The following is a 23205-nucleotide window of genomic DNA, read 5'->3' on the forward strand; positions in this document are numbered from 1 at the left end:
GCGGTCGCTCTTACGATCGTTTGAATATCATTTAATCGATCGGCTAAACCCAGGCGAGGGTTTTCTGTGGATGACGCTGGGTCAGGCGAAGCTCTTGCCGGCCGCCACGACCGAGGCCAGGGCGCGGGTCGAGGTCGGGGCCGAAGTCTCCTCCAGCATCTCCTCCAGCCGGGCGATCTGGTCGCGCCTGGTCCGCAGGACGGCCGCCAGCGCCTCGCGCAGGGCGTCGGCCTGGGCCTCGGGGCGGTCGCGCAGCTCCAGGACCTGGCGGATGGCCGAGATCGGCAGGCCGACGGCGCGCAGGGCGGTGATCGTCTCCAGCTGCTCGACGGCCTCGGCGTCGTAGCCTCGGACGTTGCCGCTCAGCCGGTGGGATCGGACCAGACCCCGGTCCTGATAGTGGCGCAGGGCGCGGGGGGTGACGCCCAGCTGGCGTGCCAGGTCTCCGATCGAGACCAGGCGGACGGGGGCGCGAAGGGGGAAGACGGCGTGATTCATCAGGTGAACTCCACGAGGACTTCGTCGGCGGCGACGGGGTCGCCGGGCTTGGCGTTGACGGCTTTGACGGCGCCGTCGCGCTCGGCGCGGATGATGTTCTGCATCTTCATGGCCTCGAGGACGCAGACGACCTCGCCCTCGCGGACCTGTTGGCCGGGGGCGACGTCCATGGAGACGACGAGGCCCGGCATGGGCGAGAGCACCAGCTTGGAGGTGTCGGCGGCCTGCCGGGCGGGCAGCTTGTCGTGCAGCTCGGCGCTGCGCGGGGTCAGCACCAGCACCCGGGCCTTGGCGGCGCGGTGGCGGATGGTGAAGCCCTCGGCGGCTGGAGCGACCTGGACGGTGAAGGCCTGGCCATCCAGCCGGGCCCGGAACACCGGCTGGCCCGGCCGCCAGGCGATGTCGCTCAGGGTCAGGGCGCGGTCCGCGTCGAGCAGATCGACCGTGACCTCGCCGTTCTCGCCCGAGACCTTGACCCGGCGCTTGGCGTGACCGACGGCGACGACCCATTCGTCGCGCGGCTGGCCCATGAGGCCCGAGGCGGAGGACCGGGCCCGCGCGGCGTAAACCCGCTGCATGGCCGCGCCGACGGCGGTCAGGATGTCCAGCTGCGCATGGGTCGGCTCGGTCCCCTGGAAGCCGTCGGGGAACTGGTCCTTGATGTAGCTGGTGGCCAGGTCGCCAGACCGGAAGCGATCCTCATCCATCACCGCGGCCAGGAACGGGATGTTCTGGCCCAGGCCCTCGATGTGGAAGTCCTCCAGGGCCCGGCCCATGCCGTCGATGGCCGCCAGGCGGGTCGGGGCCCAGCTGCATAGCTTGGAGATCATCGGGTCGTAGTACATCGAGATCTCGTCGCCCTCGCGGACCCCGGCGTCGTTGCGGACCGTGTAGCCTTCATGCTGGCCCTCCGCCGGAGGGGCGTAGCGGACCAGGCGCCCGATGCTGGGCAGGAACTTGCGGTAGGGATCCTCGGCGTAGATCCGGCTCTCAATGGCCCAGCCGTTGATCTTCAGGTCCTTCTGCGCGAAGGCGAGCGCCTCGCCCCAGGCCGAGCGGATCATCTGCTCGACCAGATCAAGGCCGGTGATCAGCTCGGTGACCGGGTGCTCGACCTGCAGGCGGGTGTTCATCTCCAGGAAGAAGAAGCTCTTGTCCTGGCCGGCGACGAACTCGACCGTGCCGGCGCTGTCGTACTTGACCGCCTTGGCCAAGGCGACGGCCTGGGCGCCCATGGCCGCGCGGGTGGCCTCGTCGAGCAGGGGCGACGGCGCTTCCTCGATGACCTTCTGGTTTCGGCGCTGGATCGAGCACTCGCGCTCGAACAGGTGGACGACGTTGCCGTACTTGTCGCCCAGCACCTGGATCTCGATGTGGCGCGGGCTCTCGATGAACTTCTCGAGGAAGATGCGGTCGTCGCCGAAGCTCGACTTGGCCTCGGCCCGCACGGCCGGGAAGCCTTCCTCAACGTCCTGCCGGCTCCAGGCCACCCGGATGCCCTTGCCGCCGCCGCCGGCCGAGGCCTTGATCATCACCGGATAGCCGATCTCTTCGGCGATCCGCACCGCCTCGACCGTGTCGGCGATCTCGCCGATGTGGCCGGGCACGCAGGACACCCCGGCGGCCTGGGCGAACTTCTTGCTCTCGATCTTGTCGCCCATGGCCGAGATGGCCCCGGGGTTGGGGCCGATGAAGACGATGCCCTCGTCGGCGCAGCGCTGGGCAAAGCCCGCGTTCTCCGACAGGAAGCCAAAGCCCGGGTGCACGGCCTGGGCTCCGGTCGACTTGCAGGCGGCGATGATCTTGTCGGCGACCAGATAGCTCTGGGCGGCCGGCGAAGCGCCGATGTGCACCGTCTCGTCGGCCATCTCCACCGCCAGGGACCCGGCGTCCGCGTCCGAGTACACCACCACCGTCGCAATCCCCAGCCGACGGCACGTCTTGATCACACGAACCGCGATCTCGCCCCGGTTGGCGATGAGAATTTTGGAAAACATCAGCGTCGCCGCCCCCAACACGCCAGGGACGCCAGTCGCGTCCCGGCCTCGCGGCGGGTCGCGGAAAGGTCCCGCACGCCGCCAAATTCATCCGTGGAAATGATCCGCTGGCCGACGATCACCGTGCGGAGGTTGACGATGCGGACGGCGTCGGGCCGCCGCGCGCCCTGGCCGCGAAGCCAGCGTCCGATGCGCCACAGCTTCAGGCCGTCCGACCGCTCCGGCGGCGGCGCGCCGTCGAAGCCGGCGGTCAGCAGGGCGAGGCTAGCGTCGTCCATGGCCGCTATCCCGCCAGGCTCATGGGCTGACCCATGGGCCGCAGATCGAGGTCCTGGAACAGCTTGCTGTCCTCGTCCATGCCGGGCAGCGGGGTGGTGAGGAGCTTGCCGCCGACGAAGATGGAATTGGCGCCGGCCATGAAGCACTGGGCCTGCAGTTCGCGGCTCATGCCCTCGCGGCCGGCCGACAGGCGGACCATGGACCTGGGGCAGACGATGCGGGCCACGGCGATGGTGCGGACGAACTCGATCGAGTCGATCTGCTTGTCGCCGTCGGCCAGGATCCTGTCGCCCAGCGGGGTGCCGCTGACCGGGACCAGGCCGTTGATCGGCAGGCTGTCGGGATGGGCCGGCAGGGTGGCCAGTTGGTGCAGCAGGCCGGCGCGGTCGCGGCGCTGCTCGCCCATGCCGACGATGCCGCCGCAGCAGGTGCTCATGCCCGCGTCGCGGACATGGGCCAGGGTGTCCAGCCGCTCCTGATAGGTGCGGGTGGTGACCACGTCCTTGTAGTAGTCCGGGCCGGTGTCGAGGTTGTGGTTGTAGTAGTCGAGGCCGGCGGCCTTCAGGGCCTTGGCCTGGTCGGCGGTCAGCATGCCCAGGGTTGCGCAGGTCTCCAGGCCGAGCGCCTTCACCTCGCCGATCATTTCGGTCAGCTTGGGCAGGTCGCGGTCCTTCAGCTCGCGCCAGGCCGCGCCCATGCAGAAGCGCTGGGCGCCGCCGTCGCGGGCGGCCTTGGCCTTGGCCACCACGTCGTCGGCGGCCATCAGCTTCTCGGCCTTGAGGCCGGTCTTGAAGTGGGCGCTCTGGCTGCAATAGCCGCAGTTCTCGGCGCAGCCGCCGGTCTTGACCGACAGCAGCTGCGACAGCTGCACCTCCGACGGATCGAACCCCGCCCGGTGCACGCTTGCGGCCTGGAACACCAGCTCCATGAACGGCAGATCGAACAGGGCCTCCACCTCGGGAAGCGTCCAGTCGTGGCGGGGGAGGGAGAGGTTCGCGGGGCGCATCGGTCGCCTACAGCGGGATGTTGTCGTGTTTGCGCCAGGGGTTGGAGAGCTCCTTGCCCTTGAGGGACTTTAGGCCGCGGACGATGCGACGTCGGGTGCCATGGGGCATGATGACGTCGTCGATATAGCCGCGCTGGGCGGCGACGAAGGGGTTGGCGAAGCGGTCCTTGTACTCGGCCTCGCGGGCGGCCAGGGCGGTGGGGTCCTTGGCCTCCTGGCGGAAGATGATCTCCACCGCCCCCTTGGCCCCCATCACCGCGATCTCGGCCGTGGGCCAGGCGTAGTTGAGGTCGCCGCGCAGGTGCTTGGAGCTCATCACGTCATAGGCCCCGCCATAGGCCTTGCGGGTGATCACCGTGATCTTGGGCACCGTGGCCTCGGCATAGGCGAACAAGAGCTTGGCCCCGTGCTTGATCAGCCCGCCGTACTCCTGCTTGGTCCCCGGCATGAAGCCCGGCACGTCGACGAAGGTCAGGATCGGGATGTTGAAGGCGTCGCAGAACCGCACGAAGCGGGCGGCCTTGCGGCTGCTGTCGATGTCGAGCACCCCGGCCAGCACCTGCGGCTGGTTGGCCACCACCCCCACCGTCTCGCCGTCCATCCGCGCGAAGCCGACGATGATGTTCTTGGCCCATTCCGAGCTGATCTCGAAGAAGTCGGCCTCGTCGACCACCTTCAGGATCAGCTCCTTCATGTCGTAGGGCTTGGTCGGGTCGGCCGGGATCAAGGTGTCGAGGCTGGCCTCCTCGCGATAGGCCTCGTCGAAGGTCTCGCGCTCGGGGGCGGCCTCGCGGTTGGACGAGGGCAGGAAGTCCACGAGGCGGCGCACCTGGGTCAGGGCCTCCAGGTCGTTCTCGAACGCTCCCTCGGCCACGCCCGACTTGGCCGCGTGGACCCGGGCCCCGCCCAGCTCCTCGGCGGTGACCACCTCGTTGGTGACGGTCTTGACCACGTCAGGACCGGTCACGAACATGTAGCTCGTATCCTTCACCATGAAGATGAAGTCGGTCATGGCCGGCGAATAGACGTCGCCGCCAGCGCAGGGGCCCATGATCACGCTGATCTGCGGCACCACGCCCGAGGCCATGACATTCTCCAGGAAGATGTCGGCATAGCCGGCCAGGCTGTCGACGCCCTCCTGGATGCGGGCCCCGCCCGCGTCGAACAGGCCGATCACCGGCGCCCCGACCTTCATGGCCTGGCGCTGGACCTTGACGATCTTGGCCGCGTGAGCCCCGCTCAGCGAGCCGCCAAACACCGTGAAGTCCTTGGAGAAGACGTAGACCACCTTGCCGTTGATCGTGCCCCAGCCGGTCACTACCCCGTCGCCGGGCACCTTCTGGTCCTCCATCCCGAAGTCAGCGCAGCGGTGCTCGACGAACATGTCGAACTCCTCGAACGAACCTTCGTCCAGCAGCAGGTCGATCCGCTCGCGCGCCGTCAGCTTGCCCTTGGCGTGCTGGGCCTCCACCCGCTTGACCCCGCCCCCCGCCTTGGCCTGCGCCCGGCGACGGTCCAGTTCCTCCAGAATGTGCTGCACCGCTCGCGCCTTGCAAAAAGGTGGACTGCAACGCCATCCACGGATTGCAATTTGGCGAAGTTGAGAAACTCGTCCAGACTGCGACCCATAGATTTCGGGCGTTTGCGGGGAGGCTGTGGTGGTCGTTTCTGCGAAATTGCAAAGTTGCGAAGATGCGTGAGAAGCTTTTTATCGGTCCCCGGCTGCGCGGCCTGCGCCAGGGACGGGGCTGGACGCTGGAGACCTGCGCTACGCGGCTGGGCCTGTCGCCCAGCTATCTCTCGCAGATCGAGGCCAATCAGCGGCCGGTCACCGCCCGGGTGCTGATCGACGCCATGCGGGTGTTCGAGGTCGACGCCGCCGCCCTGGACGCGGCCGACGACCAGCGGCTGATCGCCGACCTGCGCGAGGCCGTCGCCGACCCAGTCAGCGGCGGCGAGGCGCCGGGCCTCTCCGAGATCAAGCAGGTGGTCAGCAACGCGCCGCACTTCGCCCGCGCCTATCTGGCCCTGCACCGCGCGCACCGGCAGCTGGACGAACGCCTCAAGCAGACCGAGGAGGCGGTGTCGCTGGACGAGCGCGTCGCCGCCAGCGCCCTCTTGCCGTACGAGGAGGTCCGCGACTTCTTCCACTACAAGGACAACTACATCCACGCCCTGGACGTCGCGGCCGAGGCTCTGGCCGACGAGATGGGGATCGGCGAGGGCGGCGGCGAAGCGGCCCTGGAGCGGCGCCTGGCCGAACGGCTGGGCGTGCGGGTCGAACGTTCGCGCGAGCTGGATCTGCTGCGCCGCTTCGATCCCGAGGCGAAGGTCCTGACCCTGGGGGCCGTGCAGCCGGCCGCGACCCGCAGCTTCCAGATGGCCTACCAGATCGCCGCCATGACCCTGGCCGAGGTGGTCGAGGCCGAGCTGGAGGCCGCCTCGTTCCGGAGCGAGAGCGCCGCCCAGGTCTGCCGTACGGGCCTCCTGAACTACGCCGCCGGGGCGCTGCTGCTGCCTTATGGCCGCTTTCGCGAGACCGCGCGTCAGGTGCGTCACGACATCGAGCAGCTGAGCCTGATCTTCCAGACCAGCCTGGAGCAGGTCTTCCATCGGCTGAGCACCTTGCAGCGGCCGGGCGCGCGGGGCGTGCCGTTCTATTTCGTGCGGCTGGATCGGGCCGGCAACATCACCAAGCGTCACAGCGCCACGCGCTTCCACTTCGCGCGCTTCGGCGGGACCTGTCCGATGTGGAACGTCCACGACGCCTTCAGCCGCCCCGACGCCTGGATGGTGCAACTGGCCGAGATGCCCGACGGGGTGCGCTATGTCTGCGTCGCCAAGGGGGTGGTGAAGTCCTCGGGCGCCTATCTGGAGGCCGACCGCCGCTACGCCCTGGGGCTGGGCTGTGAGGTCCAGTACGCCGACCAGCTGGTCTATGCCGACGGCCTGGACCTGGCCGGACCATCGGCCCCGATCGGCGTCAGCTGCCGGATCTGCGAGCGCGTGGACTGCTCGCAGCGGGCGTTCCCGCCGGTCGATCGCCGCTTCGAGGTGCTGGAGAACGACCGGCGCTGGGTGCCCTTCGCGCTCAAATGAGCGGGGTCGCCGGGCCTAGTGGGCGGCGATGAACTCGATCTCGACCAGGGCGCCGGGTGCGACCAGGCCGGCGACCTTGACGGTGCTGCGGGCGGGCTTGTTGGGCTGGGCGGTCGTGCCGAAGGCTTCGCTCCAGGCGGCGTTGAGGCCGGCGAAGTCGATCTCGCCGCCCTTGGCCGGGTCGCCGACCAGGAAGACGGTGGCCTTGACGACATCGCCGAAGCCCAGGCCCTCGGCCTTCAGAGCGGCTTCCAGCTTGGACAGCACCGAGCGGCTCTGGGTGGCGGTGTCGCCCGGGGCGGCCTTGTCGGCGATGGTCGGCAGGGCGCCGCTCAGGAACACCAGGGTCGAGCCCGGCGGCGCGGTGACGGCCGGCGAGATGGCGATCGGACCCGACGACGGGGCGCGCCTGATCTCGGCGCGAACGCCGGTGGCGATGAAGCTGGCGGCCAGCAGCAGGGCGAAGGCGAGCTTGCGGATCATGGACGATGTCTCCGTCAGTGGGCGGGGGCGGCCACGCGGTCGGCGCGGACGCGGTCGGCGATCAGGGCGACGGTGCGGCGGGCCGCGGCGACGCCGCCCTCCTGCCAGCTGGGCAGCTGCGACAGGTGGGCGCCGGTCAGGAAGATCCGGCCCTGGGGCTGGTTCAGCAGGCGATAGGCGGCCGGGTCGTTGCCGTCGCCCTCCCAGTGGATCCAGGGGCCGAGGTTGAAGGCCTGGCGGTTCCAGTCGATGACCAGCGGCGCGGTGAGGTCCTTGCCGTGGCCGGGGTGCAGCTTCTCGACCGCCGCGCGGGACAGGGCGATCTGTTCCTCGAAGCTACGGGCCTGGAAGGCGCGGGCCGGGGCCAGCACGGTATAGGCGCCGACCAGCAGGCCGCGCGGCTGGTGGAAGCCGCCGCTGGGATACCAGACCAGGGCCGTCTCGCCGCCGACGAACGACAGGCCGCCATAGATCTGCTCGGCCTCCCAGAAGCGCGGGGCGTCGAAGGCGACCTTGGTGGCGTTGTCGTACTTGGCGCCGGCGATCGCCGTCTTCACCTCGGCGGGCAGGTCGTTCTGGACCTTGGCCAGGATCGGCAGCGGCACGGTGACGACCAGATAGTCGGCGGTCAGCTTGCGGGGCGCGCCGGTGCGGCGGTCGCGGAGCGCGACCTCGGCGCTGGCCGGGCTCTGACGGAAGGCGGTGACGTCGGCGCCCAGCAGCAGCGGACCCTTCAGCGCCTTGGCCAGGGCCTTGGGGATGGCGTCCATGCCGCCCGTCGGCTCCAGCATGGTGGCCTGCATCAGGATGTTGTCCTCGAAAAGGGCATAGGGCAGCACGTCGTCGGCCAGCAACTCGCGCAGCGGCAGGGGCGGGCGGGCCACGCCCTTCTGCTCGGCCGCGCCGGGCGGGGTGACGTAGCCCGAGCGCTCCGAGCCCCTGTAGGCGCCGTTGGCGTCGAGGTCGCCATAGGTCTTCAGGAAGGCCAGCAGCCGCTCCTTGTCCTCAGGCGTCAGGTCCTGGTCGAGGCCGCCCGTGCGCGTGGCCTTGGCCAGAAGTTCGGAGAGGCCGCCGCGCAGGTCGTTGATCGCCTGGCGTTGCTGGATCGGCCGGCCGGCGAAGGCCTTGTCCGATTGCAGCAGGCTGCCGCGGCTGGAATTGACCTCGACCTCCAGCGGCACGCCCAGCGTCCGGGCGTAGGACAGGACGCCCTGGTGGTGGCTGGGCAGGCGCGCGGGGCCGGCGTTGAAATAGAGGCCGGGCGAGAAGCCGGCGGTCTGGGTGGGGCGGTCCAGCGTCTCGACGCGGTCGCCGCCGCGGATCGTCCAATTGCGGCCGCCGACCCGCTCGCGAGCCTCGACCACGGTGACGGTAAAGCCGGCGCGCTCCAGTTCGTAGGCGGCGACCAAGCCGGCGATCCCGGCGCCCAGGATGATGGACGAGCGGCCCCTGCCCAGGTCGCGGGGTAGGTCGGGGGCTTCCTGCGCATGGGCGGTCGAGGCCAGGCCCAGGCCCTGCAGGGCGGCGTAGCCGGCCGCGAACCCGCCCAGGGCGACGGCGCGGGAGAGGAGGGATCTGCGGGAAACCAAGACTGACGAACGCCCCTGAACAGGTCTTCCCGGAAAAGGGCGGTCGCCGCCGGCGAGGCGACGACCGCAGTTCGCAAACGGGAAGGATTGCCAAATCGCGAAGGCGTCCAGGATCGACCGCCTTCGTGAGGGCATTGCGATCGCTCCGGCGCGTCTTGTGTATTCAGAAAAAGTGATCGCGATCCCAGGTCGGCGCGGGGCGAGTTTTCTATTTTCGGGCATCTATTTGAATAGATGTCGTTTTGCGCGTTAACGTCGCGAATGTTCCATGGCTGGCGGAAATAACGATATTCCGGATCGTTATCGGCATGGACTTTGAAGATTTAGCCCCGTTGATCAGGTGTATTCGGTGGCTTTATCTCCGGTCGACTAAATAGAAAAAGGCCGGTCCCGATCGCAGGGGCCGGCCTGAAGTGACGGGTTCGATGCGCTGGGAGCGGCGGGTCTATTCCGCCGCGATCTGGTCCGGCGCCTTGGTCCAGCGGTTTTCCGGAACCGGCAGGCCCAGGTGGCCGCGCAGGGTGTCGTGTTCGTACTCGGTGCGGAACAGCCCTCTGGCCTGTAGGATCGGCACGACCTTCTCACGGAACAGGGCGAAGTCGTTCGGTCGGGTCACGTGCAGGATGAAGCCGTCGGCGGCGCGACCCTCGAACCAGCGCTGGATCTCGTCGGCGATGGTCTGGGGCGAGCCGACGAAGTCCGAACGCCAGGTCCCGAAGCGTTCGGCCGCCTGGCGCAGGGTCAGGTTCTGCTCGCGCGACACACGGACGATCCGCTCGGCGTGGCCCTTGTAGGCGTTGAGGCTGAGGTTGCTGACGTCGGGGAACGGGCCGTCCAGCGGGTACTGTTTGAAGTCGTGATAGCCAAAGGCGCGGCCCAGCTGGACCAGCAGCTTGTCGATCCCGACCTCGCCGCGCTGGGCTTCGGCCAGGGCGCGGGCCTCCTCGTCGGTCTCGGCGATGACCGGGAACAGGCCCGGCAGCACGCTGATGTGGCTCGGGTCACGGCCCTGGGCGACCGTGCGAGCCTTGAGGTCGGCATAGTATTCCTGTGCGTCCTCGAAGGTGTCGACGCCGGCGAAGACGCCCTCGGCGATGCGCGCGCCCAGGTCCCGGCCCGCGCCGCTGACGCCGGCCTGGAAGATCACCGGCTGGCCCTGGGGCGAGCGGGAAAGGGCCAGCGGCCCGGCGACCGAGAAGTGCTTGCCCTTGTGGTTCAGGGCGTGCTGCTTGGACTTGTCCAGGAAGACGCCGGCGGCCTTGTCGCGCGGGAAGGCGTCGTCCTCGTAGCTGTCCCACAGGCCCTGGACGACATCGACGAACTCGCCGGCCCGCTCATAGCGCGCGCCATGCTCGAAGTGCTCGTCGCGGCCGTAGTTCCGCGACGCGCCTTCCAGGCCCGTGGTCACCACGTTCCACCCGGCGCGGCCCTTGCTGATGTGGTCCAGCGAGCCGAACTGGCGCGCGACGTTGTAGGGCTCCCAGTACGAGGTGGTGAGCGTGCCGACGAGGCCGATCTTCGAGGTCGAGACCGCCAGGGCCGACAGCAGGGTCAGCGGCTCCAGGCGGTTGAGGAAATGCGGGGCGGTGTCGGGCGTGATGAACGGGCTGTCGACGATGAACACCAGGTCGAACTTGGTGGCCTCAGCCAGCCTGGCGTTGTCGATGTACCAGTTGATGTCGATGCTGGCGTCGCCGGGCAGGGCCGGGTCGCGCCAGGCGGCGTGATCGGCGCCGACGCCGGCGAGAATGGCGCCGAGTTTCAATTGACGCGGGGCGGGCTGGGTCAAGTCGACCTCCTTGGGATCATGCTCCGCATCTATCGAAATCTTCCGATGACCAATAATGCCGTCTTTTGATGAGCTTTATTGGCCGTCCTGAAGTCTTTCGATTTCTCTCAGCTGGCCGGGAAGCGCTCGCCCTCGCCGCTCAAGGAGGCCGACCAGATACGGCTGGTGTCGATCGGCGAGGCCAGCAGCAGCCGGGTATCGATGTCGACGGCGCCCTTGCCGTGCACTTCGTAGAGAGCTTCGAACGAGTCCGCCCGGCCGGTGGCGCGGGCCAGCTTGCGCAGGCTGTCGACCTGGGTGGCGGCCTCGGACACGCCCTGGGCCGAGGCGTCGCGCGTGCCGGCGATGATGGTGATGCGGTTGCCGGCCGGGCCCGTGAACGAGGCGACATAACCGTAGTCGCGGTACATCAGCCCGCCCGCCGCGTCGGCCCCGGCCTGGCCTTCGTAGCGGCGGCCGGTGCGGCGGTCGATGATCTGGTCGTAGGTCTCGCCGAACGAAAAGCGCGAGGCGGCGAAGGCGGTCTCCTTCAGCACGCCCAGGCCGCTGAGATGGCCCAGATAGAGCACGTCGGCGCTCTTCAGAAGGTCGGGCGAGAAGCTGGAGGCCGGAACGATGCGCATCGGCTTGTCGCGCGGCAGCAGGGGCATGACGTGCTGCAGCGCCGTCGCCGTCGACAGCGGCAGATAGGTGAGGCCGAGGTCGGCGTAGCGGCCCGAGATGTCCGGATGGCGCATCATGTAGGCATAGAGCTCGTCCTTCGAGTTGATCGAGAACTCGCGCACCAGGCGCTGGATCTCCATGCCCTCGCCGCTGTCGCCGAACAGGTAGTAATCGCCGACCACGATCACCAAGGGCAGGCGATCGCTCGCCAGGCTGGCCCAGGGCTGCTGGCGGGCCGGATCGGCGCCCGCCGCGCGTCCGGCGCCGATCAGGGTCAGGGCGGCGACCAGGGCCACACCGACGGCGGCGGCGATCCACCATAGGCGGCGCGAGGGGCGCTCGGGCGGAGCGCCGGGCGGCTGGGAGATCGTGTCCGCGGCGATCCGGTACTCGCCGCGCGGCAGGCTGAGGCGCACGCCGAACGGGCTTGGCGAGCGGTCATGGAATTCCTCCAGCTTGCGGCGCAGGCGGTGAGCGTAGACCCGCACCACGGCGTCCTGGTCGGTCGAGAACGAGGCCCCGCGGCCGAACACGCTGAGTGCGATCTCGCTCTCCTTGGCGGCGGCTTCCGGCGGCTGGGCGACCAGGAAGTCGAAGAACCGCGACAGGGTCTGGGAACGGCCCAGCAGACCGCTTTCGCGTACCCGCGCGATCTCGTCGGTCAGAGCTTGAGGGCTCATGCGGCGGCGCCTGTAACGGCCGTGTAACGGCGTCGGAACGGTAAATTACCTGACAGGGTCATCGGTCTCGTCTCGTTGGGCGGGGCGTCGCAGCGACGCGTGTTTTTGAGTTCGGACCGGCGCGCGCCGGTCGATGCGGAGCGTTCATGTCCCTGGCTTTCGTCGCCCTCGCCGGCGTCCTGTCCCTCGGCGCGTCGGACGACGCCGTCGCCACCGCCGAGTCCAACGACGCCGTCAGCGCGGTGGTCGTCTTCGGTCGCGCGGAGAAGCGTATCGGTACGGCGGCCACGGCCAGCGAGGGCGCGGTGGCGGGGGCGGATCTGTCGGTGCGCCCGATCCTGCGGACGGCCGAACTGATCGAGGCGGTGCCTGGCATGATCGCCACCCAGCACTCGGGCAGCGGCAAGGCCAACCAGTATTTCTTGCGGGGCTTCAACCTGGACCACGGGACCGACTTCGGCCTGTACGTCGACGACACGCCGCTGAATTTCCGGACCCATGGCCACGGCCAAGGCTATCTGGACGTCAACGGCCTGATCCCCGAGCTGATCAAGCGCATCGACTACCGCAAGGGCCCGTACCGCGCCGACACTGGCGACTTCACCCTGGTGGGCACGGGGCAGGTGACCACGGTCGACCGCTTCGAGGCGCCGTTCGTCGCGGTCGAGGCCGGCTCCTACGACTGGCGGCGCGTGGCGGCCGGCGGGACGCTGGACGTCGCCGGCGGCGACCTGCTGCTGGCCGGGGAGGCCAAGACCTATGATGGTCCCTGGGCGCTGCCCGAGAAGTTCCGGCCGGTGTCGCTGTTCGGCAAGTTCAGCAAGGACACTCCGATCGGCAAGCTGCGGGTCAGCCTGTCCAGCTATCGCGCGACCTGGAATCCGACCGAGCAGATCCCCGAGCGTGTCATCGGCACGTTGGTCCCCGACGCCTATGGCGCGCTGGACACCAGCCTGCACGGCCGCACCAACCGCCAGATCCTGACCGTCCGCTTGGACGGCCCCGAGTGGCGGGCGACCGCCTACGCCCAGCGCTACGACTGGGCGATGATCTCGAACTTCACCTTCTTCCTCGACGATCCGGTCTACGGCGACGAGTTGGAGCAGTCCGAAAAGCTGGCCACCTATGGCGGCCGGGTGGAGCGCACCGTGCGGGCCGGCGACCGGCTGAAGCTGGTGGTCGGCGCCGAGGGCCGTTTCGACGACATCAGCCAGGTCGGCCTTTATCATACCGTGGCGGGCCGCCGGATCTCGACGACCTCGAGCTTCGGGGTCAAGGAAGCCTCGGCCGCCGCCTATGCGGAGGCGACCTGGAAGCCCGTCGAGCGCCTGTCGATCCTGGCCGGCGCGCGGGCGGACGCCTATGACTTCAAGGCCCGCGCCCTGGGTGGCGGAGCCTGGGACGGGCACGAGACCGACAGCCTCCTTTCGCCCAAGCTGGGGGTGTCGTTCGAGGCGGCCAGGAACCTGGCGCTCTACGCCAATTGGGGGCGCGGCTTTCACTCCAACGACACGCGCGGCGTCACCGCGCCGACCGATCCGGCCCCGGGTCTGGTGGTCGGAACGGGCAAGGAGCTGGGCGCACGCTTCGAGCGCGGCGGCCTGGTTTTGACCGCCGACTACTGGTGGATGAACGTCGACAGCGAGCTGATCTATGTCGGCGACGCCGGCTCGGTGGAGCCCTCGGCCGCCAGCCGCCGGCGTGGTTACGAGATCACGGCCTTCTGGCGGACGCTGCCCTGGCTGGCCCTGGATGGCGTCTGGACGGCCAGCCACGCGCGCTTCCAGGACAGCCCCGGCGCCGAGTACGTGCCGGGCGCGCTGGAAAGCGCCGGCGAGCTGGGCGCCAGCGCCATCTTCGACAAGTGGAACGCGGCCGCGCGGGTGCGCCACATGGGCCGTCACCCAATGACCGAGGACAACAGCATCCGCTCCGAGCCGACGACCATCGTCAACCTGCGCGCGGCCTGGACGCCCGGCCGCTACGAGGTGTTCGGCGAGCTGCTCAACGCCCTGAACTCGAAGAAGAAGGACATCGAATACTACTACGAGTCCTACCTGCCGGCGATCGACCTGGCCGGACCGGTCGAGGACATTCACAGCCGCGCCGTCGAGCCGCGCATGGTCCGGGCGGGGGTGCGTGTCAGCTTCTAGAAACGCCGAAAGGCCAGACGGGCGCGAGGCCCGTCCAGCCGCAGCGCGCAAGCGCCGATGATCACCACTTGTAGCGGATGCTCGCGGCATAGAAGCCGCCGGCGACGCCGACGGGGCCGTTGTTGGTGTAGGAATAGGTCTGGTAGGCCGCCAGGCCTGGCGTCGGAACCTTGGGCGGCTTCTTGTCGAACAGGTTGTTGACGCTGAGCGACACATTGACCGCGTCGGTGACATCGTAGCCGATGTCCAGGTCCGTCAGCCACACCTTGCCCACGTCGTAGGGGATCTCGCCCACGACGCCGGCCCACGGGCCGGTGGTCGCCGGGGTGGTCACGGTGATGTTGCGCTTGAGCTTGCCGTAGTGGGTCTCGCGAACGTTCACCGTAAGGCGCTTGTAGGTCCAGTTGACGCCCAGGATCTCCTTACCCAGCGGGGCTTGGTAGCGGATGTTGGTCTGGGCCGCGGCGCTGAACACCGGGATCTTGAAGGCCGCCAGCACCGACGGGGTCGGGGCGATGTCGGTGACTTTGGCGTTGTTGCAGTTGACGGCCAGCGACCAGCGGAAGGTTCCGAAGTCGTCGGTGTGGGTGACCGCGTCGACCGTCGCCTCGATGCCCTTGGTGCGGGAGTCGGCGGCGTTGATGAAGTAGCTGACGCCATCGTTGGCGTCGAAGCCGGCGGCGGCGACCAGCGCCTTGATCTGTGCAGCGTAGGCCGGGAAGCTGTCCTGGCGGATCGTCGTCGACTGGGCGATCCGGTCCTTGACGTCGATCTGGTAGACGTCGACGGCCAGGTTCAGCCACGAGAGCGGCGAGGACACCACGCCCAGGCTGTAGCTGGTCGAGGTCTCGGGCTTCAGCGGCTTGGCGCCCAGGGCGATGGCCTCGGGCAAGTTCACCTGCAGCACGTGGTTGACGAAGGTGTTCTGGTTGCCAGTGTTCTTGTAGGCCTGGGCCGCCAGGGCCGGGGCGTTGAAGCCGTTGCTGATCGTGCCGCGCACGGCCAGGCCCTTGGCGAAGTCGTAGCGGGTGGTGATCCGGCCGGTGCGAGTGCTGCCGAAGTCGGAATAGTCCTCGTAGCGTCCGGCGACATCGACCAGCCAGGCCGGGGTCAGGTTGAAGGCCGCGCCGGCGTAGACGGCGTTGCTCTTGCGGCTGAGGTCGACCTCGTCCTCCGGGCGGTAGCCGGGCAGGGCCTGCGAGCCACCCAGCGAATTGCCCAGCGTCTTGCCCGCGTTCGGGCCGTCCAGGATCTTGGCCCCGCCGTGGGTGTAGGACTGCACGTCGCCGCGCGACAGCTCGAACGTCTCGCGGCGATGCTCGGCGCCGAACGACAGGTCCACGGGCACGACCCAATCGAAGTGGCGCTTGATGTCCAGGTTGGTCGTCCAGGCGCTGTAGTCGTGCTGGCCGACGTGGAAGTCGCGCTGGCTGGCCGCGCCATAGGTCGGGTTGACCGAGTTGAAGACGTAGACGTCGACGATGTCGCGGCCGTAGGTCGACGACAGGTCCCAGTCCCAGCCGGCCAGGTCGTCGCCACGCAGGCCGCCGGTGGCCTCGTAGTCGACTTCCTTGATCCCCTCGACCGGCGTGAAGCCGTTGGGATAGAGGGCGCGGACCACCTCGTCGCGCGACGGATGGCGGAAGTTCTGCGGCGCGGTCGAGGTGCGGCGGGCGTAGGTGACGACGCCGTAGGCCTGCGCCTTGGCGCTGACCGGCGCGCCGATGTCCAGGGTCAGGGCTTCCAGCCGGTAGGGCGCGGCGCCCTGGTTGATCCAGGCGTTGTTGTCGCGCGTCGCTTCCTTCGGGTTGGGCGTCGCGCCCGCCGGCAGGGTGGGGCTGCTGGACAGGCTGCCCGAGGGCAGGATCTCCTGGCCCGCGCTGTTTAGCGGGAAATAGAACAGGAAGCTCGACGGGATCGGGCTGTTGCGGATGACGATCTTCTGGTCGTCGACCTCGCCGGCGATGTGCAGGTAGCCGCCCCTGGAGCCCAGCTTGAAGCCGGCGTCGGCCTTGAAGACCTTGGTCAGGCCGTCGCCTTCGAAGTACTCGCCGACGCGGGCCGAGACCGAGCCGCCCTGGTCGCTGTGGTCGGTGATGATGTTGATGACGCCGGCGATGGCGTCCGAGCCATAGATGGCCGAGGCGCCGTCGCGCAGCACCTCGATGCGCGAGATGGCCCCGCCCGGGATCAGCGACAGGTCGGCCGGGGCCGAGGCCGCGAAGCCGCCAGCGCCGAGGAAGGCCGTGCCGTGACGGCGCTTGCCGTTGACAAGCACCAGGGTGTGGCTGGGGTTGAGGCCGCGCAGCTGGCCGGCGCGGATCATGCTGCCGACGTTGGGCGTCGCCACGTTCGGCAAGTTGAAGGAGGGAAGGAGCGTGTTCAGCGACTCCAGCAGGTTGCCCTTGCTGGTCTTGTCCAGGGCGACGCTGGAGAGCACGTCGATCGGGGCGGGGCTGGACTCGACGGTGCGCTTCACGCGGCTGCCGGTCACGATCAGTTGGTCGACCTCGCTGGCGGCGTCTGCAACGGCGGGCTCGGCGGCGTGGGCGGCCAGCGGGGCCAGAACGCTCGAGATGGCGGCGGCAGCTAGAAGGTTAGCGCGAAGATAATTTTTGTTTTTCATGGAACACCCCTCGGAATACAGGGTGCGCATTGGCATCATTCTACAAATGATTGGCAATATTACGAAAATATGGTTTTTCGAAACGTCGATATGTCTATTTTGGAATAAGCGCGCACGGTCGCCGGAGAGCGACCGTGCGTTCACCGATTACTTCTTGTCGTAGAATTCCGGCGGCGGCGGGACGGCCGGCAGGGCCTTGCCGTCATAGCCGGCGCCGCGGTTGCCGTCGGGACCGATCGGGCCCGGGCCGGGGCCGATATGGCCGGCGTCGATATTGTTCTCGTTGCAGGCGTATTCGGTCAGGCCTTCGCCCGGCTTGCCGTGCACCCAGGTGCGGCTGAAGGTGAACGGGCGCGTGTAGTAGACCGGATCGGTGATCGTCATCTCCAGGTGGATGTGATCGAAGTCAGGACGGGTCCAGCGTTCGACGACGGTGGTCTTCTCGCTCTGGGGATTGGCGTTCTCGTCGATCCAGAGCTTGCCGTCCTTGCTGTCCTTGAAGCTGTTCGACTGGATGACCAGCTCGTCGCCCTCCCAGTGGGCCACGGCGTTGCCGAAGTAGCGCGGATCGGCCTCGGGATCGGGCTGGCGGCCGTCGATCCACACCCAGCGATGGGTGTTGTAGACGTACAGCGTCGCCAAGCGCTTGGGCGTGTGCAGGATCTCGAAGGGCAGACCCGAAGCGTTGTGACGCGGGATGCCGCCCAGGATGCAGACGGCTTCCGGATCAACCGTCTTGGTCAGATTGTACTGCAGCGCCGCTTCGCCGGCCGGGGTGAAGGGCAGCTTGAAGCCCGGCTGGTCCTTGCCGATATTGCCGCCCGGCTTGCCCTTCACGCGGATGGGCTTCCAGTAACCGGTCAGGTCCGGATGGCCGTCCAGGCCGCGCGGCGTGGGCTGGGAGGGACCGGTCGGCTCGACGCCCAGGATGTTGGAGGCGTCCAGGTCGCTGCTGGGCGGGACCACCGGCTTCGCGGGAGTCTGGGCGTGGGCCGTGGCGGCCAGAGCCAGCGCGCCGAGCGCGACGGCGGCGTAGGCGGCGCGACGCCGGGATACGGGCGAAGAGATCATGTGAAGAGCCCCCATGGCGGCAAGAAACACGCGACGGCCGAACGGGCGCGTCGTTGGGGGGCGATCAATGGCGGCTCGCGCGCCGTTGGTCTTACGACAAGACGTTATATGGATATGCCGCCCGGTGATGCGGAGCGGCCCGTCCGCGCTAACAGGCCGGCAAGAAAAACTCTCTGTCAGGATAAAAGTCTACCGTTACAGTGGGAATTAGTAACGGTTGACGGGGAGCAGGGGCCGTGGACGTGCGACGCAGCTGGCGGAGGCGCCGGCGATGACCTTGACGCAACTTCGCTATCTGGTGGCCATCCTCGAGGCGGGGCTGAACATCTCGCTGGCGGCCGACCGCGTGAACGCCACCCAGCCGGGCCTGTCCAAGCAGCTGAAGCTGCTGGAGGAGGAGCTCGGCTTCCAGATCTTCGTGCGCAAGGGCAAGAGCCTGGACCGCCTTTCGCCGGTCGGCGAGGAGGTGGTCGAGAGCGCGCGGCAGATCCTGGCCGAGGTCGGCAACATCCGCGCCCTGGCCGACAATCACCGCCGCGAGGCCAGCGGCGAGCTGCGTCTGCTGACCACCCAGACCCAGGCCCAGTTCGTGCTGCCGTCGGCCCTGAAGGGCTTGCGCGAGCGCTATCCGGACGTGAACGTCCATCTCAGCCTGACCCAGGACCGAGCCATGCGCCGCCTGGACCAGGGCGAGCACGACCTGGCCATCGTCAGCGCCGCCGACGACCTGGCCCCGGCCGAGTTCGCCCTGCCGCTGTACCGCTGGCGGCGCGTGGGCCTGGCGCCGTCGGGCCACGCCCTGACGCGCCTGGGACGGCCGGTCACCCTGGCCGACCTGGCCGAGCATCCGCTGATCGCCTACGGCGCGGACCAGGATTCCAGTCTGGTGAAGGCGTTCGAGGCCGAAGGTGTGTCGCCGCAGTTCGCCTACGCCACCCAGGACTCTGAGGTGATCAAGACCTATGTCCGCTCGGGCCTGGGCGTCGGCATCGTCGCCGAGATGGCGCTGGCGGGGGCGCCGAGCGACCTGGTCACGATCGACATCGACGGTCTGTTCCCGGCCTGCACCACCTGGGCGGTGCTGCGCCGCGACCGGGTGCTGCGCGACTATGTGGTGGACTTCCTGACCCTGCTGGCGCCGCACCTGCGGGCGCGTGACCTGCAGCGGCTGGTGCGCTCGGGCTACCGGCCCGCGCAGTCCCTGGCGCCGACCTGGCGGATGCTGCGCGAGCGGCCCACGCCGTCGCTGGTCCAGTCGCCGATCCGCCGCGTCCTGGTCGGCTGCTGAGCCCGGCATGGCGACGCATAAGCATATAACCAGCCGCCATTAAGGGCGGCCTTTCGGGCGGCCTATGACCGCCCTGGGGCGTGGCGCGCGGAGGCGCGGCGTCGAGGTCTATTAGGAGCGTCAGACGATGAAGGTTCGTATCGGTTTGGGGATCGCGGGGGCGATCGCTTTGGCCCTGGCGGTTCCGGCTCAGGCCCACCACTCTTTCTCGGCGATGTTCGACTCCGCCAAGCCCGTGCGCCTGGTCGGCAAGCTGACCAAGATCGAGTGGACCAACCCGCACTCGTACTTCTACGTCGAAGTGAAGAACGGCCGCGGCGAACTGGTCAACTGGGCCTGCGAGGGCGCGGGTCCCGGGGCCCTGTCGCGTCGCGGCTTCAAGAAGGGCGACATCAAGCTGGGCGACACCCTGATCGTCGACGGCTACCTGGCCAAGAGCGGCGCCAAGATCGTCGACGCCCGCCGCGTGACCCTGCCGGACGGCCGGGTGGTCAACGGCGGCACGCCGGGCGACGGCGGCCCGGGCGACCCGACCGCCGCCCCCGCGGGCAAGGCCGGTTGATCGGTCCAAGGCCGGCGCTCTGGCGTCGGCCGCCATGCCCATGTCCATTCTTTCGAACGCGATCCACGCGCTCTACGAGTCGCCGCTGCCGACCGCTCTGCGCGAGTCCGAGTACGCCTTCCCGGTGATCCAGACGATCCACGTCCTGGGCGTGGCGGCCATGGCCGGCACCATCGCCTTGGTTGACCTGAACGTGCTGGGCGTCGTGCTGCGCCGCCAGCGGCCCGCGCGCACCGTCGCCGACGTGCTGCCGATCACCTGGGTCGGCTTCGCCCTGGCCGTGCTCAGCGGCGCGGCCCTGTTCGCCGCCCAGTCCGAGAAGATCTGGGGCAACACCTTCCTGCAGCTGAAGTTCGTGCTGCTGCTGATCGCCGGCCTGAACGTGATCGTGTTCCACACGACCACCCGCAAGACCATCGAGGGCTGGAGCGAGACCGTTGCGCCGCCGATCAGCGCCAGGGCCTCGGCGGCCGCGTCGCTGCTGCTGTGGGCCCTGGTCATCGCGGCCGGCCGCTACATCGCCTACTACTGAGGCCGGAAGACAATGTCCCTGGAACCCCTGTTCGTCTGGCTGGGCCAGACCCCGCCCGGCGTCTTCCTGGCCAAGTCCACCGCCGCCTTCGCCGCGACCGAGACCCTGCATCTGATCTCGCTGGCCGTGCTGGCGGGGACGGTGCTGATCGTCGACCTGGCCAGCCTGCGGGTCGTCTTCCGCCAGGCCGCGCCGGCCGAGGTGGCCAGGAGCCTCAATCCGGTGTTGCTGTCGGCTCTGGGCGCGATCGTGGTCTCCGGCGTGCTGCTGGTCGCGGCCGGGCCTCTCAAGTACTATACGAACGCGATCTTTCCGGTGAAGCTGGCGGCCCTGGCGGCGGCCATCGCCGTGCAGGTCGGCGTCTACTGGGCGCTGGGACGCGACCGTCAAGCCCTGGCCAAGAGCCTGGCCGCGGCCTCGCTGGCGCTCTGGTTTTCGGTGATCGTCCTGGGACGATGGCTGGGTCTGATCTGAGGGGGTAAGGCCCGGCGTCGAGGCGCTCCCGGACCGGGTCCGGGAGCGCTTTTTCATATCTATTCGGCGGCGGCCGGATGCTTGCGCAACGCGGCGCCCACCGTCTCGACCTGGCGGAAGACCCGCAGGAAGTTGCCGCCCCACAGCTTGTCGATGTCGGCTTCGCTGTAGCCGCGCCTGACCAGTTCGGCGGTGACGTTGGCCGCCTCGCCCTCGTTGCTCCAGCCGACGACGCCGCCGCCGTGGTTGAAGTCCGAGGCGATGCCGACATGGTCGACGCCGATCCGCTTGACCGCGTAGTCGATCGAGTCGACGAGGTCCTTCACCGAGGCCTTGGGATACAGGGCCACGCTCTCGTCGTGATACGGCTTGCGCTTGTCTTCCGGCAGGGTCTCGGTCCCGTCGGCCGCGCGGACGAAGGCGGCGGGCAGGCCATAGCGCTGGCGCACCGCCGCGACGGCCGCGACATAGTCCGGACCCGGCTTCACCAGGTAGGACGAGAAGGCGACGATCTGCACCACGCCATCCTTGGCCTTGATGGCGTCCAACTCGGCGTCGGACAGATTGCGCGGCGCGTCGATCACGCCCTTTACGCCCGAGTGGCTGGCGATCACCGGGGCCTTGCTCAGGGCCAGCACCTGGGAGACGCCATCGGGCGTCAGCTGCGAGACGTCGATGATCACGCCCAGGCGGTTCAGCTTGGGCACGGCGGCCTTGCCCAGCGGCGACAGACCGTTCCACTCGACCTTGGGCTGGCCGCTGGGGCGCGAGCTGTCGGCGTAGTCGTTGTTGCCGGCGTGGACGAAGCCGAAGGTCCGCACTCCGGCGGCGTAGTACTGGTCGATCGGATCCAGCGACGGGCCGAACGGATAGGCGTTCAGAAAGCCGACGATCAGGGCGCGGCGGCCGGCCTTGGCGGCGGCCTCGACGTCAGCGGCGCTGAGAGCCAGCTGGGCGCGATCCGGATAGCGCTGGGCGACGGCCTTGATCGCCGCCAGCTTGGCGTCGGTCTCGGCGCGGGCCTTGGCGTAACCCTCGGGCGTACGCGGGCCCTGCGGGGTGAACACCGCCAGCACCGCGGCGTCGACCTGGCCGCGCTCCAGCTTGGGCAGGTCGACCTGGGTGTCGCCGTCATTGGCCGCGTCGTGTGCGCCCTGGCCGAAGTCGGCGGGGATGTCGGCGTGGCTGTCGAGCACCAGGGCGCGCTTGTGGACGGCCAGGGCGTCGGGCGCCTGGGCCAGGGCGGGCGCGGCGCAGAGCAGCGCGACCAGCGCTGACGTGGTGAAAAGGGACTTGGACATAGGACTTGGAGCTCCACGCGCCGCCTTGGCGGCGGCAGGCGGCCACGAAGCCGCGCCCCTTGTCCGTCTTGAACGCAGTTTGGCTGAAGCACGGCCCAGTCGCCCTGCCAGGGCTTGGAAAGGTCAATGAATTCAGCGGGCAGGCCGGAGGTGTGGGCATAAGCATATGCCCAACCGTCATGTCGCCGAACCAGGCGCGAAGGCGTGGCCGGGTCGCTATCGATCGGAGGTTGGAAAGGCCGGTGCGTCTCCGGCGCGAACGGGCAGGTCGCGCCGGAGACGCCGCGCTGGCCCGGCGGGGGCCGCGCGAAGGTTGGCGACGTCTAAGGGGAGGAAGACGTCACTTGGAAATCCTATTTATTCAGTAGGAATTGGTCGAGGCAGATTTTCTGAGGGCGCGTCCAGCGGAGCGGATCGGCGCCAATCTCCTTGTTGTAAATGAGAATGAGTCGCAGTAATTGTGGGCGAGCAAGGAGCTCGGCCATGACCGCACCCAACTTCATCGATGACGCCACGGGGCTGCGGACGATCTATGCCCAGCCGGCCAAGGCGGTGGTGGACAAGGCCCTGCCCAGGCTGGACCGCCACAGCCGGCGCTTCCTGGAGCTGTCGCCGTTCTTCTGCATCGGCTCGACCCGCCCCGACGGCATGGGCGACGTCAGTCCCCGGGGTGGGGAGGCGGGCTTCGTCCAAGCCCTAGGCGATACGGAGCTGGCCTTCCCCGACCGGCCTGGCAACAACCGCCTCGACACGCTGAGCAACATCGTGCGCGAGCCGGGCGTGGGCATGGTGTTCTTCATCCCCGGCGTCGAGGAGGTGCTGCGGCTGAACGGCCTGGCGCGGGTGACGACGCGCGAGGACCTGATGGCCCGCTTCACGCACGAGAAGAAGCGGCCGCGCTCGGTGGTGCTGGTCGAGATCCGCGAGGTCTATTTCCACTGCTCGAAGGCGTTGCGCCGGTCCGACCTGTGGAACCCCGACAAGCGCCTGCCCAAGGGCGCGTTCCCGACCCTGGGCCAGATCGCCAAGGACCAGTTCTCGCTGCCGATTCCGGCCAAGATGATCGACTTCGCGCTGGAGCAGGACGCCAAGAAGAACCTGTACTGACCGCGTCG

The 23205-nt window shown here is 68.7% G+C and carries 19 protein-coding genes; 7 read left to right on the forward strand and 12 right to left on the reverse strand.

The window, feature by feature from the left end; translation table 11 throughout:
- Nucleotides 1–81 precede the first annotated feature (81 nt).
- From K8940_RS05510 to K8940_RS05530, 5 genes are read right to left on the reverse strand one after another with little or no spacing between them, the layout of a single operon-like run.
- Nucleotides 82–498: a MerR family transcriptional regulator gene (locus K8940_RS05510; RefSeq protein ID WP_223393571.1), complete on the reverse strand. Its 417-nt coding sequence runs from the start codon at nucleotides 496–498 to the stop codon at nucleotides 82–84.
- Nucleotides 498–2495: an acetyl/propionyl/methylcrotonyl-CoA carboxylase subunit alpha gene (locus tag K8940_RS05515; protein ID WP_223393572.1), complete on the reverse strand. Its 1998-nt coding sequence runs from the start codon at nucleotides 2493–2495 to the stop codon at nucleotides 498–500. The genes K8940_RS05510 and K8940_RS05515 overlap by 1 nt, the downstream gene beginning before the upstream one ends.
- Nucleotides 2495–2773, reverse strand: a complete 279-nt coding sequence (locus K8940_RS05520; protein ID WP_223393573.1) for a hypothetical protein — start codon at nucleotides 2771–2773, stop codon at nucleotides 2495–2497. Before K8940_RS05520 ends, K8940_RS05515 begins: the two co-directional genes overlap by 1 nt.
- A gap of 5 nt (nucleotides 2774–2778) precedes the next feature.
- Nucleotides 2779–3780, reverse strand: coding sequence for a biotin synthase BioB (gene bioB, locus K8940_RS05525; protein ID WP_223393574.1), 1002 nt, complete (start codon nucleotides 3778–3780; stop codon nucleotides 2779–2781).
- A gap of 7 nt (nucleotides 3781–3787) precedes the next feature.
- Nucleotides 3788–5320, reverse strand: a complete 1533-nt coding sequence (locus tag K8940_RS05530) for an acyl-CoA carboxylase subunit beta (protein WP_223393575.1) — start codon at nucleotides 5318–5320, stop codon at nucleotides 3788–3790.
- Nucleotides 5321–5472: 152 nt separating this feature from the next.
- On the opposite strand from K8940_RS05530, the gene K8940_RS05535 reads away from it, so the two are divergent.
- Complete coding sequence (locus tag K8940_RS05535; RefSeq protein ID WP_223393576.1) at nucleotides 5473–6879, forward strand: short-chain fatty acyl-CoA regulator family protein; 1407 nt, start codon at nucleotides 5473–5475, stop codon at nucleotides 6877–6879.
- 15 nt (nucleotides 6880–6894) lie between these two features.
- Here the strand turns inward: K8940_RS05535 and K8940_RS05540 are convergent, their stop codons facing one another.
- The 4 genes from K8940_RS05540 to K8940_RS05555 form a co-directional block, all read right to left on the reverse strand.
- Nucleotides 6895–7362 carry a Rid family hydrolase gene (locus K8940_RS05540; protein WP_223393578.1) on the reverse strand — a complete coding sequence of 156 codons (468 nt, stop codon included), beginning with the start codon at nucleotides 7360–7362 and terminating at the stop codon, nucleotides 6895–6897.
- 14 nt (nucleotides 7363–7376) lie between these two features.
- A complete protein-coding gene (locus K8940_RS05545; RefSeq protein ID WP_317847023.1) occupies nucleotides 7377–8951 on the reverse strand; it encodes a flavin monoamine oxidase family protein in 1575 nt (524 codons plus the stop codon).
- Between the two features lie 445 nt (nucleotides 8952–9396).
- The gene (locus tag K8940_RS05550) at nucleotides 9397–10740 is read right to left on the reverse strand and encodes an LLM class flavin-dependent oxidoreductase (RefSeq protein ID WP_223393583.1); all 1344 of its coding nucleotides are present in this window, start codon (nucleotides 10738–10740) and stop codon (nucleotides 9397–9399) included.
- Nucleotides 10741–10847: 107 nt separating this feature from the next.
- Complete coding sequence (locus tag K8940_RS05555; RefSeq protein ID WP_223393585.1) at nucleotides 10848–12083, reverse strand: hypothetical protein; 1236 nt, start codon at nucleotides 12081–12083, stop codon at nucleotides 10848–10850.
- A gap of 146 nt (nucleotides 12084–12229) precedes the next feature.
- Between K8940_RS05555 and K8940_RS05560 the strand changes: the two genes are divergently transcribed.
- Complete coding sequence (locus K8940_RS05560; RefSeq protein WP_223393587.1) at nucleotides 12230–14236, forward strand: TonB-dependent receptor; 2007 nt, start codon at nucleotides 12230–12232, stop codon at nucleotides 14234–14236.
- A 61-nt stretch (nucleotides 14237–14297) separates the two neighbouring features.
- On the opposite strand, the gene K8940_RS05565 is transcribed toward K8940_RS05560, so the two are convergent.
- Together K8940_RS05565 and K8940_RS05570 are read right to left on the reverse strand one after the other, a co-directional pair.
- Nucleotides 14298–16862 carry a TonB-dependent receptor plug domain-containing protein gene (locus tag K8940_RS05565; protein ID WP_223393589.1) on the reverse strand — a complete coding sequence of 855 codons (2565 nt, stop codon included), beginning with the start codon at nucleotides 16860–16862 and terminating at the stop codon, nucleotides 14298–14300.
- A 147-nt stretch (nucleotides 16863–17009) separates the two neighbouring features.
- Nucleotides 17010–17933 (reverse strand): hypothetical protein, encoded by a 924-nt coding sequence (locus K8940_RS05570; protein WP_223393591.1) that lies wholly within the window; start codon nucleotides 17931–17933, stop codon nucleotides 17010–17012.
- A gap of 271 nt (nucleotides 17934–18204) precedes the next feature.
- Here K8940_RS05570 and K8940_RS05575 point away from each other — a divergent pair, with 271 nt between their 5' ends.
- From K8940_RS05575 to K8940_RS05590, 4 genes are all read left to right on the forward strand, one after another.
- The gene (locus K8940_RS05575; protein ID WP_223393594.1) at nucleotides 18205–19221 is read left to right on the forward strand and encodes a LysR substrate-binding domain-containing protein; all 1017 of its coding nucleotides are present in this window, start codon (nucleotides 18205–18207) and stop codon (nucleotides 19219–19221) included.
- Nucleotides 19222–19348: 127 nt separating this feature from the next.
- Nucleotides 19349–19783 (forward strand): DUF6152 family protein, encoded by a 435-nt coding sequence (locus K8940_RS05580; protein ID WP_223393599.1) that lies wholly within the window; start codon nucleotides 19349–19351, stop codon nucleotides 19781–19783.
- Between the two features lie 40 nt (nucleotides 19784–19823).
- A complete protein-coding gene (locus tag K8940_RS05585; RefSeq protein WP_223393601.1) occupies nucleotides 19824–20315 on the forward strand; it encodes a DUF6644 family protein in 492 nt (163 codons plus the stop codon).
- Between the two features lie 12 nt (nucleotides 20316–20327).
- Nucleotides 20328–20789 carry a DUF6644 family protein gene (locus tag K8940_RS05590; RefSeq protein ID WP_223393603.1) on the forward strand — a complete coding sequence of 154 codons (462 nt, stop codon included), beginning with the start codon at nucleotides 20328–20330 and terminating at the stop codon, nucleotides 20787–20789.
- 59 nt (nucleotides 20790–20848) lie between these two features.
- Here the strand turns inward: K8940_RS05590 and K8940_RS05595 are convergent, their stop codons facing one another.
- Nucleotides 20849–22090, reverse strand: coding sequence for a dipeptidase (locus tag K8940_RS05595; protein ID WP_223393605.1), 1242 nt, complete (start codon nucleotides 22088–22090; stop codon nucleotides 20849–20851).
- A 483-nt stretch (nucleotides 22091–22573) separates the two neighbouring features.
- Between K8940_RS05595 and K8940_RS05600 the strand changes: the two genes are divergently transcribed.
- Entirely contained in the window at nucleotides 22574–23197 is a 624-nt protein-coding gene (locus tag K8940_RS05600) for an MSMEG_1061 family FMN-dependent PPOX-type flavoprotein (RefSeq protein WP_223393607.1), read from the forward strand.
- Nucleotides 23198–23205 lie beyond the last annotated feature (8 nt).

Source organism: Caulobacter segnis, from assembly GCF_019931575.1.
In the GTDB taxonomy this organism is placed as follows: Bacteria; Pseudomonadota; Alphaproteobacteria; order Caulobacterales; family Caulobacteraceae; genus Caulobacter; species Caulobacter segnis_C.